Below are 18,073 nucleotides of genomic sequence, written 5' to 3'. Positions count from 1 at the left end.
GGGCCGCCGCGGCGCCTGCCCCGCCGCGGCCCCGAGCCCGGGCGTGCCGGCCGGGGCCGGCGGCCGCACCCCGGCCGCCGGTGCCCCGCGGGGCACCGGCGGCCGTGCCCGTCCACCCGTGTACGGGCCGCATTCCGGGGCAGAACGGACGCGGCGGCGGCTCCCCCGGCCGCAACCGGATGTGGCCGACGCCTCACCGCACCCGCCGGACCCGCGGGTTTGAACAGGTTCAACTCTCCCGTAGAGTGGCACCCGTGAACCTGGCCGTGAGCGCACCCGACCGCCTGGTCGTCCGCACCGTCCACATCCCCGACCCCGGCGACCTCATCGACCGCCTGCCGCATCCGACCGCACTGGCCTGGATCCGGCACGGCGAAGGCATCGTCGGCTGGGGCGAGGCCGCCCGCCTCGACCTGCCCGGCGGAGAGGACCGCTTCGCCGCCGCCGACCGCTGGCTGCGCGAACTGTTCGCCACCGCCTCCATCGACGACCCCCTCCAGGCACCCGGCACCGGCCCCGTCGCCTTCGGCGGCTTCGGCTTCGACCCCAAGTCGCCCGACTCCGTCCTCATCGTCCCCCGCCACATCCTCGGCCGCCGCGACGGCCACGCCTGGCTCACCACCATCGGCGCCGAACCCGACAACCCCCTCGCCCTCGCCCAGCGGCCCGTACCCCCCGGCCGCCTCACCTGGAGCGACGGCGCCCTCACCGCCCCCGCCTGGCAGCAGGCCGTCGCCACCGCCGTCGACCGCATCCGCGCCGGCCACCTCGGCAAGGCCGTCCTGGCCCGCGACCTGTACGCGCACGCCACCGAACCCATCGACGCCCGCGTCCTGCTGCACCGCCTCGCCGCCCGCTTCCCCGCCTGCTACACCTTCTCCTGCGCCGGCCTCGTCGGCGCCACCCCCGAACTCCTCATCCGCCGCACCGGCGGCACCCTGGCCTCCCTCGTCCTGGCCGGCACCACCGCCCGCGGCACCGGCCCCGCCGACGACGCCGCCCGCGCCGCCCGCCTGTTCGCCTCCACCAAGGACCGCCAGGAACACGCCTACGCCGCCGAGATGGTCCGCGACGCCCTCGCACCCCTGTGCGCCGAACTCACCGTCCCCGACCGGCCCGAACTCCTCACCCTCCCCAACGTCATGCACCTGGCCTCCGCCGTCCACGGCCGCCTCGACGGCGACCGCTCCGTCCTGGACGTCCTCGCCGCCCTCCACCCCACCCCCGCCGTCGCCGGCACCCCCACCGACACCGCCCTCCAGCTCATCCGCGAACTCGAGGGCATGGACCGCGGCCGCTACGCCGGCCCCGTCGGCTGGGTCGACTCCCGCGGCGACGGCGAATGGGGCATCGCCCTGCGCTGCGCCCAGCTCGAAGGCACCCGCGCCCGCCTGTTCGCCGGCTGCGGCATCGTCGCCGACTCCGACCCCGCCGCCGAACTCGCCGAGGCCCAGAGCAAGTTCCGCGCCATGCAGTACGCCCTCGAAGGCTGACCAGAAAAGGCTGACCAGAACCCCACACGGCCCAGGGCACACTAGAACGATGCGCGCGTCCCGCCTGCTGAGCCTGCTCCTGCTCCTGCAGACCCGCGGACGCATGACCGCACCCCAGCTCGCCGCCGAACTCGGCGTCTCCGTCCGCACCGTCTACCGCGACGTCGAATCCCTCAGCACCGCCGGCGTCCCCGTCTACGCCGACCGCGGACCCGACGGCGGCTACCGGCTCCTGGACGGCTTCCGCACCCGCCTCAACGGCCTCACCACCACCGAAGCCGAGACCCTCTTCCTCGCCGGCATGCCCGGCCCCGCCACCCAGCTCGGCCTCGGCGACGTCCTCGCCGCCGCCGAACTCAAACTCATGGCCGCCCTCCCGCCACCGCTGCGCACCCGCGCCGGTCACATCCGCGAACGCTTCCACCTCGACGCCCCCGGCTGGTTCCGCGACCCCGACCCCGTCCCCCACCTGGCCGCCGTCGCCGACGCCGTCTGGAACCAGCACCCCGTCGAGATCCACTACCAGCGCTGGAAACACCCCCGCCAGGTCACCCGCACCCTCGACCCCCTCGGCGTCGTCCTCAAGGCCGGACTCTGGTACCTCATCGCCCGCACCCACACCCCCGACGCCACCGACCCCGACGGTGATGGCGGCGGTGAGGACGGTGACGGCGGCGACACCATCCGCACCTACCGCATCGCCCGCATCCACACCCTCCACACCCACCCCCACCACTTCACCCGCCCCACCGGCTTCGACCTCGCCACCTACTGGAACGACTGGGCCCACCGCTTCGAAACTGACAGCTACCCCGAACACGCCACCATCCGCCTGTCCCCCGAAGGCCGCCGCCGCGCCCCCCACCTGCTGTCCACCCCCGCCGCCCGCGCCGTCCACGACGCCGCCCCACCCGCCCCCGACGGCTGGACCACCGCCACCGTCCCCATCGAATCCATCCGCCACGCCCACGCCGACTTCCTCCGCCTCGGCACCGACATCGAAGTCCTCCACCCCGCCGAACTCCGCACCGCCATCGCCGCCACCGCACACGCCCTCGCCCGCCGCTACCCCGCCCCCGATTCCGAGACCACCCCCTGATCTGCGATCATGACTGACCGTTGACCAGGGCACCGCGGACGACGCAACGGCGGACAGCCACAGGGCGGCGCCGCCCCGGAGACCCACGGAACACACCACCGCACACGAAAGAGAGAGAACGCACGTGGACGTCGAACGGACCGCGCTGCCCGGAATCGGCCTGCAGCACGTCCTCACCACCGGACGCGGCCGCCAGATCGGCATCGTCTCCCACCGCACCGGCCGCAAAGACCTCGTCATCTACGACAAGCACGACCCCGACAGCTGCGTCGTCACCGTCAAACTCACCACCGAAGAGGCCAACGCCATCGCCGAACTCCTCGGCACCGGCCGCGTCGTCGAACGCCTCAACGACCTCCACCGCCAGGTCGAAGGCCTCAAAACCGAACAGATCCCCATCACCCCCGGCTCCCCCTACGCCGGCCGCCCCCTGTCCGACACCCAGGCCCGCACCCGCACCGGCGCCTCCATCGTCGCCGTCGTCCGCGACGGCCACGTCCTCGCCAGCCCCCGCCCCGACTTCCTCTTCACCGAGAACGACATCATCGTCGTCGTCGGCACCGACGAGGGCACCGCCGCGGTCGCCGCCATCCTCGCCCAGGGATAAGGGAGCCGATGCACGACACCGCACTCCAACTGATCGAACTCGGCGCGATCATCCTCGCCCTCGGCGTCCTCGGCGCGATCTCCAGCCGCTTCTCGATCTCCCCCATCCCCCTCTACCTCATCGCCGGCCTCGCCTTCGGCTCCGGCGGCATCCTCCCCCTCGGCGCCAGCGAGGACTTCGTCGCCATCGGCGCCGAAGTCGGCGTCATCCTCCTGCTGTTCACCCTCGGCCTCGAATACACCGCGAGCGAACTCGTCGGCAGCCTCCGCACCTCCGCCCCCGTCGGCCTCTTCGACCTCGTCCTCAACGCCGCCCCCGGCGCCATCGCCGCCCTCCTCCTCGGCTGGGGACCCGTCGCCGCCGTCGCCCTCGGCGGCATCACCTACGTCACCTCCTCCGGCATCACCGCCAAAGTCATCGGCGACCTCGGCTGGCTCGGCAACCGCGAAACCCCCGCCGTCCTGTCCATCCTGGTCTTCGAAGACCTCGCCATGGCCGCCTACCTGCCCATCCTCACCGCACTCCTCGCCGGAGCCGGACTCATCGGCGGCGCCACCACCCTCGGCATCGCCATCCTCACCATCGCGATCATCTTCTACATCGCGCTCCGCCACGGAAACCTCGTCGAACGCTTCGTCGCCAGCCCCAGCGAAGAGGTCCTCCTCCTCAAAGTCCTCGGCCTCACCCTCCTGGTCGCCGGAATCGCCCAGCAACTCCAGGTCTCCGCCGCCGTCGGCGCCTTCCTCGTCGGCATCGCCCTGTCCGGCCCCCTCGCCCACACCGCACAGAAGATCCTCACCCCCCTCCGCGACCTGTTCGCCGCCGTCTTCTTCGTCTTCTTCGGCCTCCACACCGACCCCGGCGACCTGCCCCCCGTACTCGGCATCGCCGCCCTCCTCGCCATCACCGGCATCGCCACCAAGATGGCCAGCGGCTGGCTCGCCGCCCGCCGCGCCGGAGTCGCCCTCACCGGACAACTCCGCGCCGGCGCCGCCCTCACCCCCCGCGGCGAATTCAACATCGTCATCGCCGGACTCGCCGTCTCCGCCGGCATCAACACCCAGCTCGGCCCCCTCGCCGCCGCCTACGTCCTCATCCTCGCCGTCGCCGGCCCCCTCCTCGCCCGCACCGCCGAACCCCTCGCCCACCGCCTCCGCGGCCGCGACCACCCACCACGACCCCAAGCCGACGAAGACCCCGACGAGATCCCCACACCCCTCACCACCGCCCGGGACACCCCCGAAACCGCCCACTGACCCCCACACGCACACGCGCCCCGTACGACCACCGGCCGTACGGGGCGCGCGCTTCTCTCACACCCGAATCACCCCACGGGCTCACCCCACCGCAGGCTGGCACCCCGGACACCAGAAAAGATTCCGCCCCGCCACCACCTCGGTACGCACCACACACCCGCACACCAGACACGGCAACCCCGCCCGCCGGTACACGTACACCTCACCACCATGATCATCCACCCGCGGCGGACGCCCCATCGCCTCCGGCATATGCTCCGCACGCACCGTGTCGATCCGCCCCGACCGCACCCCATCGGCCATCAGCACCCGCAGATCCGCCCAGATCGCCGACCACCGCTCCCGCCCCAGAGCACGCCCCGCCACCTCCGGATGCACCCCCTGCCGGAACAGCACCTCCGCCCGGTAGATGTTCCCCGGACCCGCCACCACCGACTGATCCATCAACAGCACCGCCACACTCGCCCGCGACCGCGAGATCCGCCGCCACGCCACATCCGGATCCGAATCCGCCCGCAACGGATCGGCCCCCAGCCGATCCCGCAGCACCTTCACCTCACCCGGATCCAGCACCTCGCACGCATTCGGCCCACGAAGATCCGCCCACGCCCCCGCCGCTCCCGGATCCCCCTCCGCCCCGCTCACCAACCGCAACCGCACCGCACCCACCGGATCCGGCGCCGCCCCCACCCCGAACGAGTACTTCCCATAAATCCCCAGATGCACATGCAGGACCCGGTCCTCACCGAACCCCAGCAGCAGATGCTTCCCATGAGCATCCGCCTCCCGCAGCACCAGCCCGTCCAGCAGACGAGCCCCCTCCGCGAAACGCCCCTGCGGACTCCCCGCACGAACACGCCGGCCGCCGAACATCCGCAGATGCTCAGCGGCCAGCCGATGAATCGTGTGACCTTCAGGCATGAACGCTCAGCATAAGCGCCTCAGCGCGCCGCCGCCCCGACCTCGCCCATATGCCGCAGCGCCTGCCGGTACGACTCCACCGCACCCTCCTCCGCGTACGGCAGCCCCACCGCCGCACAGTGCTCCCGCACCAGCGGCCGCAGCCGCCGCAGGTTCGGCCGCGGCACACTCGGGAACAGATGATGCTCGATCTGGTAGTTCAGCCCACCCAGCATCCAGTCCGTCACCACACCACCGCGCACGTTCCGCGACGTCAGCACCTGCCGCCGCAGATGATCCAGGCGCACGTCCCCCTCCGGCATCTCCATCCCCTTGTGGTTCGGCGCGAACGCACACCCCAGATGCACCCCGAACAGCCCCTGGTGAATCGCGATCAGCACCAGCGCCTTCCCCGGCGACAGCAGCGTGAACACCAGCCCCAGATACCCCACCACGTGCACCGCCAGAAGCACACCCTCCAGCGCCTTCTCCCGCGCCGGCAGCCGCCGCAGATCCAGCGCCGTCCCCAGCTTCAGGTTCAGCCCCTCCAGCAGCAGCAGCGGAAAGAACAACCGCGCCTGATTACGCGTGAACCACCGCGCGAACCGGCCCTCATGCCGCTCCGCCTGCTCCCGCGTCCACGCCAGGACGCCCTCCCCCACATCAGGGTCCTTCCCGACATGGTTCGGGTTCGCGTGATGCCGGTTGTGCTTGTCGTTCCACCACCCGTACCCCATGCCCAGCATCACGTTGCCCAGCAGCAGCCCCAGCCACCGGTTCGCCCGATGCGACGCCGCGATCTGCCGATGCCCCGCGTCATGCCCCAGGAACGCCGTACGCGCCGTCACCAGCGCCAGCGGAACCCCCAGCAGCACCACCCACCACGACGCCCCGAACCACCCGATCGCCGCCCAGATCCCCGCCGTGGCCGCCAGGTTCGCACCCACCGCCCACGCGTAGTACCCCCGCCGCCGCTCCAGCAGCCCGGCCGCCCGCACCTGCCGCGCCAGCGGGCCGAAATCACTGCCGCCGGTACGACTGCGCGGCGCATCGAGGGTCACGGTCATGCGGGGGCCTCCATTCGCAGGGGAAGGCACGGGAATCCCCGTGCCCCTCGCACGCTACGTACGCCAAGATCGACCGGTCACCCCGCACAAGAGCCATCTGCCATCTGGCTCACAGGTCTCATACGCCCGCCCGCCCTGGACCGCTCCACACCGCCCCCAGGCCGGATGAATCTTCCAACAGACCCGGCATATAAGGTCAGAAGTCATGAACGCGCGCTCACGGTGGATCGATCTCGACGGGGCGGTCAACGTCCGCGACCTCGGCGGACTCCCGACGTCAGACGGCCGGACCACACGGCGCGGCCGCGTGCTGCGCTCCGACAACCTGCAGGACCTCACCGTCACCGACATACGGACCCTGCTGGACGACTACGAACTCAAGAACGTCATCGACCTCCGCAGCGACGCCGAGGTCCGCCTCGAAGGCCCCGGACCCCTCACCCGCACCCCCTCGATCACCCTCCACCACCTGTCGCTGTTCTCCGAAGGCGGCCGCCACACCGACGTCGCAGCCGACACCGTCGACGTCGACAAGGTCCTCCCCTGGCAGAACCGGCCCGACGCCGAGACCGAGAACGACCGCTCCATCGGCCACTACCTCGGCTACCTGCGCGACCGCGCCGACTCCATCGTGGCGGCACTGCGCGTGATGACCCGTACCGACGGCTCCGCCCTCGTCCACTGCGCCGCCGGCAAGGACCGCACCGGCGTCGTCTGCGCCCTGGCCCTCGACGTCGCCGGCGTGACCCGCGAGGCGATCGTCGCCGACTACGCCCAGACCGGCGAACGCATCGAGGCCGTCCTGGGCCGGCTGCGCTCCAGCGACACCTACGCCGCCGACCTCGACTCCCGGCCCGCCGACAGCCACCTCCCGCACGCGGCGATCATGGAGAAGTTCCTGACCAGGATCGACGAGGAGCACGGCGGCGCACTCGCGTGGCTCACCGCCAACGGCTGGACCGAAGAGGACGCCGCGGCCCTGCGCGCCCGTCTCCTTGATTGAGGTTTGTTCTGCTGGGCTGGGGCTGGAGCAATCCAGCCCCAGCCCTTTACATTGTAATTTGAGAGTTGAACGATTATCCGGGTGCCCACCATATCCGGGTGCCCACAGCATGAGGGAGCCCGCGTCTCCCTCTCAGGTATTAGATCCCCATCCCCGCTAGCCCCGGCCCGCCTCCCCTGAGGGGGCGCTCCCCTCCCCTGCGGAAGGCAGATCAGGCGAGGAACTCGCGGACGGCGCGGTGGGCGGCGGTGCGCATCTCGGCGTGCAGGGTCGCGTTGGCGTCCCGGTCGGTGCGGGCCTCGATGATGCGCAGCCCCTCCCCCGCGATCGCCTTCGGCAGGTCGGCGGCCGAGTCCAGGGTCCGGTACGGGACGCCGTGCGCGGCGGCGATCGCGCCGATGTCGGCCTGGTGCGGGGTGCCGAAGACGCGCTCGAACGGGCCGCGGAGGGAGGCCTGGGGCAGCAGCGAGAAGATGCCGCCGCCCTGGTTGTTGATCACGATCAGGGCCAGGTCGGGGCGGCGGTCCCAGGGGCCGATGATCAGGCCGTTCTGGTCGTGCAGGAACGCCAGGTCGCCCAGCAGCGCGTACGAGCGGCCGCTGTGCGCCAGGGCGGCGCCGATCGCGGTGGAGACCAGCCCGTCGATGCCGCTGGCGCCCCGGCTGGCCATGATCCGCAGGCCCCGCCGCGGCCGCATCACCTGGTCCAGGTCGCGGATCGGCATGCTGGCGGCGCTGAACAGCAGGGAGCCGCCGGGCAGGCCGGCGACCAGGTCGCGGGCCAGGCGGGGCTCGGTGACCTCGGGGACGGCGTCCAGGACCGCGTCGACGGCCGCGGCGGCGGCCAGGTCCGCCGACCGCCACGACTTCAGCCACGAGTCGTCGCCCGACACCACGGGGATCTCCACGTCCTGCGCGACCTGCGTCGCCGAGCGGACGGGGTCGGGCCAGCGGGCCAGCCCCGGCGACAGCACGATGTGCTCCTCCGCGCGCCTGAGCAGCGACAGGAGCGGCCGGGACAGGCCGGGCTTGCCGAGGGTCACCACGACCTCGGGGCGGTGCCGCTCGACGAACTCCGGGACGCCCAGCAGGAAGTGGTGCGAGGACAGGGCGTGGTCGCCGTAGCGGGCGTTGCCGTTCGGCTCGGCCAGCACGGGCCAGCCGGCCATCGACGCGGCGGCCACGTACCGCTTGACGTTGGTGGCCCCGTCGCCGACGACCAGCACGCCGCGGCGGGTCGGGGGGACGTGCAGCACCGAGCCGGGCGTGGCGGCGCGGATCTTGGTCCAGGCGCCGGTGGCGTCGCCGTCCAGCGGCTCGCACCAGCTCTCGTCGCCGTCGGGGACGAGCGGTTCGCGGAACGCGGCGTTCAGGTGGACCGGGCCGGGCTCGGGGGCCTGCGCCAGCCCCCAGGCGCGGCTGACCAGGGACCGCCAGTACGCGACCATGCCCGGCCGGTTCTCCGGGACGCCGATCTCGCAGCTCCAGCGGGCCGCGGTGCCGTACAGCTTGACCTGGTCGATGGTCTGGTTGGCGCCGGTGTCGCGCAGCTCCGGCGGCCGGTCGGCGGTGAGCAGGATCAGCGGGACGCCCGACTCGTGCGCCTCGATCACCGCGGGGTGGAAGTTGGCCGCGGCGGTGCCGGACGTGCACACCAGCGCGACCGGGCGGCCCGACCGCTTGGCCAGGCCCAGGGCCAGGAACGACGCCGACCGCTCGTCGATCCGCACGTGCATCCGCACCCGGCCGGACTGCTCGGCCGAGTACAGCGCCAGCGCCAGCGGCGCCGACCGGGAGCCGGGTGCCAGCACGACCTCGGTCATGCCGCAGCGCAGCAGCTCGTCGACCAGCACGGTGGCCAGCGCGGTGGCGGGATTCATCGGCCTGCGGCTCCGATCACCGGCGGGGCGTCCATGTGCTCCTGGGCGGCCGCGACGCGGCGGCGCCAGCCGCCGTCGGGGGCCTCGACCCGGCCCAGCGCGGCCTCGTCCACCGCGGGCCGGCGGACCGGGATCGCGCCGTCCTCGGGGACGAGCGGGTCGCCGACGACGTCGTCCTCCAGCAGCGACAGCGTCGCCAGGCCGCAGGCGAACGGCAGGTCGGGCAGCGCGGCCGCCAGCGCGAGCCCGGCGGCCAGCCCGACCGACGTCTCCACCGCGCTGGAGACCACCACCGGCAGCCCGCAGGCCTCGGCGACCCGCAGGGCGGGCCGCACACCGCCCAGCGGCTGCACCTTGATCACCGCGACGTCGGCGGCCTCGGCGGCGCCGACCTTCAGCGGGTCCTCGGCGCGGCGGATCGACTCGTCGGCCGCGACCGGCACGTCCACCCGCCGCCGCACCCGCGCCAGCTCCTCCAGCGTCGCGCAGGGCTGCTCGACGTACTCCAGGTCGAAGCGGTCCAGGGCGCGGATCATCCGGGCGGCGGTGTCGACGTCCCAGCCGCCGTTGACGTCCACCCGGACCTTGCCGCCGGGGCCGAGCGCGTCGCGGACGGCCTCGACCCGGGCCATGTCGTCGCACTCGTCCTGGCCGCGCTCGGCGACCTTGACCTTGGCGGTGCGGCACCCGGACGCGGCCGCCAGCGCGTGCGCCCGCTCGGGGCCCACCGCCGGGACGGTCACGTTCACCGGGATCCGGTCGCGCCGCGGCGCGGGCCACTCCTCGTAGGCCGCCTCGCGCGCGGCGGCCAGCCACCGCGCGCACTCGGCCGGGCCGTACTCGGCGAACGGGGAGAACTCCCCCCAGCCGGCCGGCCCCTGGATGAGGACGCCCTCCCGCCGCGTGATGCCGCGGAACCGCGTCCGCATCGGGATGGAGAAGACCCGCACCCGGCAAACCCCCAGACCTGACGCTTCCAACGATTAAAGATTCATCAGTAGTACCACGGGAAACGCGACCAATCGGGGTCGCGCTTCTCCAGGAAGGAGTCGCGGCCTTCGGCCGCCTCGTCGGTACCGTACGCCAGCCGGGTCGCCTCGCCCGCGAAGACCTGCTGGCCGACGAGGCCGTCGTCGACGAGGTTGAAGGCGAACTTCAGCATCCGCTGCGCGGTCGGGCTCTTGCCGTTGATCTTGCGGCCCCACTCCAGGGCGGTGCGCTCCAGCTCGGCGTGCGGGACGACGGCGTTGACCATGCCCATGCGGTGCGCGTCCTCGGCGTCGTAGGTGTCGCCCAGGAAGAAGATCTCGCGGGCGAACTTCTGCCCGACCTGCCGCGCCAGGTACGCCGAGCCGAACCCGCCGTCGAAGCTGGCCACGTCGGCGTCGGTCTGCTTGAAGCGGGCGTGCTCGCGGCTGGCGAGGGTGAGGTCGCACACCACGTGCAGGCTGTGCCCGCCGCCGGCGGCCCAGCCGGGCACCACGCAGATCACGACCTTGCCCATGGTCCGGATGAGCCGCTGCACCTCCAGGATGTGCAGCCGCCCGGCGCGGGCCGGGTCGATGGTCTCCGAGGTCTCGCCCTCGGCGTACTTGTAGCCGTCCTTGCCGCGGATGCGCTGGTCGCCGCCCGAGCAGAAGGCCCAGCCGCCGTCGCGGGGCGAGGGGCCGTTGCCGGTCAGCAGCACGCACCCGATGTCGCTGGACATGCGCGCGTGGTCCAGCGCCCGGTACAGCTCGTCGACGGTGTGGGGCCGGAACGCGTTGCGCACCTCCGGCCGGTCGAAGGCGATCCGCACCGTTCCCCCCTCGACGGCGCGGTGGTAGGTGATGTCGGTGAACCCGAAACCCTCCACCTCCTTCCACGCGTCCGCGTCGAACAGCTCCGAGACCATGTCGCTCCCTTCCTCGTAGGCCGCCGGGGACATTCAACCGCGTTCCCGATTCGAACGCGTTCAGTGGGGTCGTCTACGCTGGTCGCGTCATGGACCGCCGCCTGCACGCCCTCGTCCTGCCGCCCGGCCCCCGCCTGTTCGCCGCGCTGGCCGCCGCGCTCGACGGCACCGGCCCCGCGATCTGCCCGATCGCGCCCGGCACCCCCGCGCCCGCGCTGGCGGCCCTGCTGGACGCGCTGGCGCCGCACGCGGTCGAGACCGAGGACGGCGTACGGCCCCACGACGGGCCCGCCGAGCCGGTCGCCGCCGGCACGGCCGTGCTGATCGCCACCTCCGGCTCCACCGGCACCCCGAAGATCGTCGAGCTGGGCGCCGCCGCGCTGCGGCACTCGGCCGCCGCCACCCTGGACCGGCTCGGCGCCGGTGCGGGCGAGCGGTGGCTGTGCTGCCTGCCCACCAGCCACATCGCCGGGATCCAGGTCCTCGTACGGGCACTGGAGGGCGGCACCGAGCCGATCATCCAGCCGCGCTTCGACGCCGGCGCGGTCGCCGCGGCCGGCGCCGCGCACGTCTCGCTCGTCCCCACCCAGCTGCGGCGGCTGCTGGAGGCCGGCGCGGACCTGGCGAAGTTCCGCTCCATCCTGCTCGGCGGCGCCGCCGCTCCCCCGGACCTGCTGGACGAGGCCCGCCGGCGCGGCGCCCGCGTCCTGACCACCTACGGCATGAGCGAGACCTGCGGCGGCTGCGTCTACGACGGCGTCCCGCTGGACGGCGTGCGCGCCGAGGTCGGCGGCGACGGCCGGATCCGGCTGTCGGGACCGGTGCTGTTCACCGGCTACCGGCGGCGGCCCGACCTGACCGCCGCCGCGCGCGACGGCGACCGGTTCGTCACCCAGGACCTCGGCGTCCTGGAGGGCGGGCGGCTGCGGGTGCGCGGCCGGGTCGACGACGTGATCAACACCGGTGGCGAGAAGGTCGTCGCCGGCGAGGTCGCCGCCGTGCTGGCGCGCCATCCCGGGGTCGCGGACGCGGTCGTGGTGGGCCGTCCCGATGCGGAGTGGGGCGAGCGCGTCACCGCCGTCGTCGTCCCCGCGGCCGGCGCGCCGGTCCCCGACCTGGACGGCCTGCGCGCCTGGGTCCGCGCGCGGATGCCCGCCGCCGCGGCGCCCCGCGAGCTGGAGCTGGTGGACGCCGTGCCGCTGCTGCCCTCCGGCAAGCCCGACCGCGAGCGCCTGCGCCACGCCCGCCGCTGACCCGTCCTCCCCCGCGGGCGCTCCGCGTGGCACCCTGGATGATCAGGGGGCCCGGATGGCTGAACAGGAGCAGGAGAGCACGCTGACGGTCGCGCTGGCGCTGGCCGCCAACCTCGGCATCGCGATCGCCAAGATCATCGCCGCGCTGGTGACCGGCTCGGCGTCGCTGGCCGCCGAGGCCGCGCACTCGGTCGCCGACACCTTCAACGAGGTGCTGCTCATGGTCGGGCTGCGGCGCAGCGGCCGCCCCGCCGACCGCCGGCACCCCCTCGGGTACGGCAAGGAACGCTACATCTGGACGCTGCTGGTCGCCGTCGCGATCTTCGGGATGGGCGCCCTGTTCGCCTTCTACCAGGGCGTGGAGACGCTCCTGGGGCATCCGCCCGGCGAGAGCGACTACACGGTCGGCTACATCGTGCTGGCCGTCTCGTTCGTCCTGGAGGCGATCTCCTGGCAGCAGGCCGTCCGGCAGGTGCGCGCCGACGCCCGCGACGAGGGCCTGCCGTTCCTGGCCTACATCCGCCGCACCGACGAGCCCACCTCGATCAGCGTGCTGCTGGAGGACTCGGCCGCCCTCACCGGCCTGCTGCTGGCCTTCGCCGGCCTCGGCTTGCACCAGCTGACCGGCGACGCCTTCTGGGACGGGGTCGGCTCGGTCCTGATCGGCGTGCTGCTGACCGCCGTCGCCCTGATCCTCGGCCGGATCAACCTCAACCTGCTGATCGGCAGCCAGGCCGACCCCCGGCTGGTGCGCGACGCCCGGGCCCGGCTCGGCGCGGCGCCCGAGGTCGAGTGGGTCGCCGACATCCTCACCGTCACCTTCGGCGCCGACCGCGTGCTGCTGTGCGCGCGGCTGGACTTCCGCGACTCGCTCACCGCCGGCGACGTCGAGCGCGCCTGCGTCCGGATGGCCCGCGAGCTGCGCGAGGCGCACGAGGAGATCGACGAGGTGTTCCTGGAGCCGGTCCCCCGCGACGATCCCGAGCTGCGCGCCCGCGTGATCGAGCGGTACGGGCGGCCCGCCCCGCCCCCCGGACCATCCTGACCTCACCGGCCTTATCCGGGCATTACAGCACCTTGTGGGACGCTATGGGACGCTTGGAACAGGCCGCTGGGAACAAGAACCCGCCCGCGCGGCGTTCCGAATAGTGCGCGCGAATGTACCGCACACCATCTCCGCGACGCACCACACCACCGAAGGGAGGGGGGTGTCCCCATGCCGCGAACCGCTGTCGAGACCCCGCTCACGGAGACGAGCCCGGCGCTCGGCGATCTCCTTGAGCGTGGCCGTGACCAAGGGCGCCTCTCGCTCGCCGAGGTGCGCCAGGCCTTCGAGGCCGCCGGGATCAGCCCGTCGCAGGGCCGTTCCATCCTGCGCGAGCTCTCCGAGGCGGGCATCAGCCTGGCCAGCGAGGACGAGAGCGGCCGCAAGCGCGCGGCCCGGACCCGCGACGACGCGGAGCGGGACGAGCCCGCCCCGGCCCGCCCCCGCCGCAGGCCCGCCCGCAAGACCACCGCGCGCGGCAAGGCCGCCGAGACCCCCGCCGACGCCCGCGCCCAGGCAGGCGCCCAGGCCGGCAAGGACAAGGCCGGGGAGACCGCCGCCGAGGACGACGCGTTCGAGGTCTCCGAGGTCGAGACCGAGCCCACCGCCGACCTGGACGACCAGTCCACCGCGATGGGCGACTCGGTCCACACCTACCTCAAGGCCATCGGCCGCCGCCAGCTGCTGACCGCCGAGCAGGAGGTCGACCTGGCCAAGCGGATCGAGGCCGGCCTCTACGCCGAGCACAAGCTGGAGACCGAGGACCTGTCCCCCGAGACCCGCCTGGACCTGGAGTGGGTCGCCGCCGACGGCCGCCGCGCCAAGTCCCACATGCTGGAGGCCAACCTCCGGCTGGTGGTGTCGGTCGCCAAGAAGTACTCCGACCGCGGCCTGTCGCTGCTGGACGTCGTCCAGGAGGGCAACCTCGGCCTGATCCGCGCGGTGGAGAAGTTCGACTACTCCAAGGGCTACAAGTTCTCCACCTACGCCATGTGGTGGATCCGGCAGGCCATCCAGCGCGGCTTCGCCGACTCGGCCCGCACGATCCGGCTGCCGGTGCACGTGCTGGAGATGCTGTCCAAGCTGAGCCGCGTGGAACGCGACATGCACCAGCGGCTGGGCCGCGAGCCCACGCCCGAGGAGCTGGCCGTCGAGCTGGACAAGAGCCCCGAGCAGGTTCGCGAGCTGCTGCGCACCAGCCGCCAGCCGATCAGCCTGGACTCCACCATCGGCGAGGACGGCGAGACCCGCATCGGCGACCTCATCGAGGACACCGACAGCCCCGAGGCCTCCGAGCTGGTGGACCGCCAGCTGATGGCCGACCAGCTGCGCCGCACGCTGGACATCCTGTCCCCGCGCGAGGCCAAGATCATGGCGATGCGGTTCGGGCTGTACGACGGCACGCCCCGCACCCTCGACGAGATCGGCAAGGCGCTGGGGCTGACCCGCGAGCGGATCCGCCAGCTGGAGAAGGAGTCGCTGTCCAAGCTGCGCCACCCCAGCAACGCCCGGCCGCTGCTGGACTTCGCGGTCTGAGACCGTCCCGCCCGGCCCGTCCCGAACGGGCCCGGCGCCCCCTTCGCAACGGCGCGGAGATCATGTGCGGAAGAACGGGCCCGTCCCTGCCCAGGGGCGGGCCTTCGCCATGCCCGCACCCGCCGCGCCCCCTGTGACGTTCCTCTCACCCCGCCCGGCGGAACTGCAGCACCGCCGCCCCCATCAGCGCCAGCCCCAGCGCCAGCACCAGCAGCAGTGACAACCAGACCGGCACCTCCCAGCCGCCCCAGCCGATCCCCGGATTGAACGTGCGCTCCACGTCGGCCGGCACGTCCAGCCGCGCGAACACCGCCTGCCGCAGCGGATCGACCGCGTAGGTCAGCGGGTTGAGCCGGGTGAGCACGCTCAGCCACGCCGGCAGGCCGCCCAGCGGGTACAGCGCCCCCGACAGGAAGATCATCGGCATCATCGTCATCTGCATGATCCCGAAGAACGCCTGCATGCTCGTGATCCGCGCCGCCAGCATCACCCCGAACGCCGTCAGCGCGAACGCGCCCAGGAACATCATCCCCAGCAGCGTCAGCAGCAGCACCGGGTCGTAGGGGACGCCCGCCACCCCCGCCAGCGCCAGGATCACCGCGCCCTGCACCGTCGCCACCAGCGCCCCGCTGAAGCACTTGCCCGCCACGATCGCCGCCCGGCTCACCGGCGCGACCAGCATCTCGCGCAGGAACCCGAACTCCCGGTCCCACACGATCGACCCGGCCGAGAACATCGCGGTCGTCATCACCGACATCGCGCACACGCCCGGGAAGATGAACGTCTTCAGGTCCACCCGCCCGCCCGACCCCGAACCGGCCGCCATCAGGTTGGACAGCCCGGTCCCCATCACCACCAGCCACAGCACCGGCTGCACCAGGCCCAGCACCATCCGCAGCCGGTCCCGCCAGAACCGGATCAGCTCCCGGTGCAGCACGATCCGCACCGCGCGCAAATCGTGCCGGACGCTGCGCGGCGGCACCGCCACCCGCACCACCCCCGGCCCGCCGGACCCCGCCGGCCCGCCGGCCGGCTCCGCCGACCGCACCACCTCCCCCACGTCCCCCGCCTCCCGCGCGTCCCCCGCCCCCACCGTCAGCCCCTCCCCCGCGCCGCCAGCCGCATCCAGTCCTTGGCCGACCCCTCCGCGTCCCGGATCGTCTTCCCCGTGAACGACATGAACACGTCGTCCAGCGACGGCCGCGAGACCGACACCGAACGGATCGGCACGCCCAGCTCCGCGAACAGCCGCGGCACGAACTCCTCCCCCGCCGCGACCGCGAACGCCACCGCCCCCTCCGACATCACCGCCTCCAGCCCCAACCGCTCCCCCAGCGCCGCGATCGCCGCCCGGTCGTCGGCGGTCTCGATCCGCACCCGGTCCCTGCCCACCCCCGCCTTCAGCGCCTCCGGCGTGTCCAGCGCCACGATCTCCCCCCGATCCATGATCGCGATCCGGCCGCAGTACTCGGCCTCGTCCATGTAGTGGGTCGTCATGAAGATCGTGATCTCCTCGGCCCGCTTCAGCTCCCGGATGTACTCCCAGATCGACGAGCGCGTCTGCGGATCCAGCCCCACCGTCGGCTCGTCCAGGAACAGCACCCGCGGCGAGTGCAGCAGCCCCCGCGCGATCTCCAGCCGCCGCTTCATCCCGCCCGAGTACTGCTCCACCCGGTCCCGGCGCCGCTCCCACAGCCCCACCATCTCCAGCACCTGCCGGATCCGGTCCCGCGTCACCGACCGCGGCACCCCGTACAGCTCGGCGTGGAAGCGCAGGTTCTGCTCGCCGGTCAGATAGCCGTCCAGCGTCGGGTCCTGGAACACCAGCCCGATGTTGCGGCGCACGTCGTCGCGCTCGCGGACCACGTCGTGCCCCGCCACCCGCGCCGACCCCGCGGTCGGCCGCAGCAGCGTGCACAGCATGTTGATCGTGGTGGACTTCCCGGCGCCGTTCGGGCCCAGGAACCCGAAGACCTCCCCCGGCTCCACCGCCAGCTCGATCCCCCGGACGGCCTCGACCTCACCGAACCGCTTCACCAGGCCGTCCACCAGGACGGCGGGTCCCCCGCTCGGCATGCGGGCCTCCTCCTGCCGGACGCACCGGCCCGTCCAACGGTAAGAAGGCCCAAATGACCGGTCAAGGGGATTCGTACGGCACGCCTGGGACGGTCAACCGGCCGCGGCCTCCGACGGCCGCACCACCGCGAACATCCCGCCCTGCGGATCGCGCAGCACCGCGAAGCGGCCCAGCGCCGCGTCCGCCGGCAGCACCGGCACCGTCCCGCCCAGCTCCAGCGCGTCCGCCGCCGCCCCGTCGCAGTCCTCCACCGCGAAGTACACCATCCAGTGCGGCGCCACCTCGAGCGGCCACCGATCGTCCGCCCGGATCATCCCGCCCACCGGCGGCCCGTCCGGAACGCTCCACTCGGCGTACCCCGAACCCGGCCCGCCGCGGCTCTCCGCCCGCCACCCGAACACCTCGCCGTAGAACGCCTCCGCCGCCGCGGCGTCCCGGCACGCCAGCTCGCTCCAGCAGAACGTGCCCGGCTCGCCCACCAGCCCCGCCCCCGCGAACCCGCCCGGCTCCCACGCCCCCAGCACCGCGCCCAGCGGATCGGCGAAGATCGTCGCCCGGCCGCGGCCCTCGATGTCCATCGGCTCCATCAGCACCCGGCCGCCCGCCCGGCCGACCGCCGCCACCACCGCGTCCACGTCCTCGACGCTCACGTACGTGCCCCACGACACCGGCTGCCGCCCGACCACCTGCGGCATCAGCGCCGCCACCGGGCAGGACGCCCCCGGCGCCAGCATCGGGTACCCGCCGGTCGCCGGATCGGGCGAGCCCGCCCCGCGCCAGCCGAACAGGCGGCCGTAGAACTCCCGCGACGCCGCCACGTCCGGCGTGCCCAAATCGATCCAGCACGGCGTGCCCGGCGGGTACGAGGTTCTCTCCGGCATCGCCGACTCCGTCTCACAGGCGCGCGTACGGGCACGTGAACCGCATGATCAGCGGCCCACCAGCAGCCTAGGACGGCCCCGGC

Annotated in this window: 16 protein-coding genes; 8 read left to right on the top strand and 8 right to left on the bottom strand. The window is 73.2% G+C overall.

The features are described from left to right. The first annotated feature begins 254 nt into the window (after window positions 1-254). The 4 genes from AB0881_RS32535 (at window position 255) to AB0881_RS32520 (ending at window position 4,455) form a co-directional block, all read left to right on the top strand. On the top strand, window positions 255-1,493 hold the full coding sequence (locus tag AB0881_RS32535) for an isochorismate synthase (RefSeq protein WP_366623153.1): 1,239 nt from the start codon (window positions 255-257) through the stop codon (window positions 1,491-1,493). A 49-nt stretch (window positions 1,494-1,542) separates the two neighbouring features. Next, window positions 1,543-2,592 (top strand): WYL domain-containing protein, encoded by a 1,050-nt coding sequence (locus tag AB0881_RS32530; RefSeq protein ID WP_366623151.1) that lies wholly within the window; start codon window positions 1,543-1,545, stop codon window positions 2,590-2,592. 124 nt (window positions 2,593-2,716) lie between these two features. Further along, window positions 2,717-3,199: a cation:proton antiporter regulatory subunit gene (locus AB0881_RS32525; RefSeq protein ID WP_366623149.1), complete on the top strand. Its 483-nt coding sequence runs from the start codon at window positions 2,717-2,719 to the stop codon at window positions 3,197-3,199. A gap of 8 nt (window positions 3,200-3,207) precedes the next feature. Continuing rightward, a complete protein-coding gene (locus AB0881_RS32520; protein ID WP_366623147.1) occupies window positions 3,208-4,455 on the top strand; it encodes a cation:proton antiporter in 1,248 nt (415 codons plus the stop codon). Between the two features lie 81 nt (window positions 4,456-4,536). On the opposite strand, the gene AB0881_RS32515 is transcribed toward AB0881_RS32520, so the two are convergent. Both AB0881_RS32515 and AB0881_RS32510 read right to left on the bottom strand, forming a co-directional pair. Next, window positions 4,537-5,376 carry a DNA-formamidopyrimidine glycosylase family protein gene (locus AB0881_RS32515; RefSeq protein ID WP_366623145.1) on the bottom strand — a complete coding sequence of 280 codons (840 nt, stop codon included), beginning with the start codon at window positions 5,374-5,376 and terminating at the stop codon, window positions 4,537-4,539. A 20-nt stretch (window positions 5,377-5,396) separates the two neighbouring features. Next, on the bottom strand, window positions 5,397-6,422 hold the full coding sequence (locus AB0881_RS32510) for an acyl-CoA desaturase (protein ID WP_366623143.1): 1,026 nt from the start codon (window positions 6,420-6,422) through the stop codon (window positions 5,397-5,399). Between the two features lie 205 nt (window positions 6,423-6,627). On the opposite strand from AB0881_RS32510, the gene AB0881_RS32505 reads away from it, so the two are divergent. After that, complete coding sequence (locus tag AB0881_RS32505) at window positions 6,628-7,425, top strand: tyrosine-protein phosphatase (protein ID WP_366623141.1); 798 nt, start codon at window positions 6,628-6,630, stop codon at window positions 7,423-7,425. Between the two features lie 211 nt (window positions 7,426-7,636). Here the strand turns inward: AB0881_RS32505 and menD are convergent, their stop codons facing one another. From menD to AB0881_RS32490, 3 genes are read right to left on the bottom strand one after another with little or no spacing between them, the layout of a single operon-like run. Continuing rightward, entirely contained in the window at window positions 7,637-9,304 is a 1,668-nt protein-coding gene (gene menD, locus AB0881_RS32500) for a 2-succinyl-5-enolpyruvyl-6-hydroxy-3-cyclohexene-1-carboxylic-acid synthase (protein ID WP_366623139.1), read from the bottom strand. Further along, entirely contained in the window at window positions 9,301-10,254 is a 954-nt protein-coding gene (locus AB0881_RS32495; protein WP_366623138.1) for an o-succinylbenzoate synthase, read from the bottom strand. The genes menD and AB0881_RS32495 overlap by 4 nt, the downstream gene beginning before the upstream one ends. A gap of 44 nt (window positions 10,255-10,298) precedes the next feature. Then, window positions 10,299-11,198, bottom strand: a complete 900-nt coding sequence (locus tag AB0881_RS32490) for a 1,4-dihydroxy-2-naphthoyl-CoA synthase (protein ID WP_366623136.1) — start codon at window positions 11,196-11,198, stop codon at window positions 10,299-10,301. Window positions 11,199-11,287: 89 nt separating this feature from the next. Here AB0881_RS32490 and AB0881_RS32485 point away from each other — a divergent pair, with 89 nt between their 5' ends. From AB0881_RS32485 to AB0881_RS32475, 3 genes are all read left to right on the top strand, one after another. Beyond that, window positions 11,288-12,451, top strand: coding sequence for an AMP-binding protein (locus tag AB0881_RS32485; protein WP_366623134.1), 1,164 nt, complete (start codon window positions 11,288-11,290; stop codon window positions 12,449-12,451). 55 nt (window positions 12,452-12,506) lie between these two features. After that, window positions 12,507-13,496: a cation diffusion facilitator family transporter gene (locus AB0881_RS32480; RefSeq protein WP_366623132.1), complete on the top strand. Its 990-nt coding sequence runs from the start codon at window positions 12,507-12,509 to the stop codon at window positions 13,494-13,496. Between the two features lie 171 nt (window positions 13,497-13,667). Beyond that, window positions 13,668-15,032, top strand: coding sequence for an RNA polymerase sigma factor (locus AB0881_RS32475; protein WP_366623130.1), 1,365 nt, complete (start codon window positions 13,668-13,670; stop codon window positions 15,030-15,032). Between the two features lie 145 nt (window positions 15,033-15,177). Here the strand turns inward: AB0881_RS32475 and AB0881_RS32470 are convergent, their stop codons facing one another. The 3 genes from AB0881_RS32470 to AB0881_RS32460 form a co-directional block, all read right to left on the bottom strand. Then, window positions 15,178-16,125 carry an ABC transporter permease gene (locus AB0881_RS32470; RefSeq protein ID WP_366623128.1) on the bottom strand — a complete coding sequence of 316 codons (948 nt, stop codon included), beginning with the start codon at window positions 16,123-16,125 and terminating at the stop codon, window positions 15,178-15,180. Window positions 16,126-16,127: 2 nt separating this feature from the next. Then, window positions 16,128-17,108 (bottom strand): ATP-binding cassette domain-containing protein, encoded by a 981-nt coding sequence (locus AB0881_RS32465; protein WP_366623126.1) that lies wholly within the window; start codon window positions 17,106-17,108, stop codon window positions 16,128-16,130. 93 nt (window positions 17,109-17,201) lie between these two features. Then, a complete protein-coding gene (locus tag AB0881_RS32460) occupies window positions 17,202-17,990 on the bottom strand; it encodes a VOC family protein (RefSeq protein WP_366623124.1) in 789 nt (262 codons plus the stop codon). Window positions 17,991-18,073: the final 83 nt, after the last annotated feature.

The sequence above is a fragment of the Spirillospora sp. NPDC029432 genome, assembly GCF_040703975.1.
Lineage (GTDB): Bacteria > Actinomycetota > Actinomycetes > Streptosporangiales > Streptosporangiaceae > Spirillospora.
This window is presented reverse-complemented; position numbering and strand designations above follow the sequence as displayed.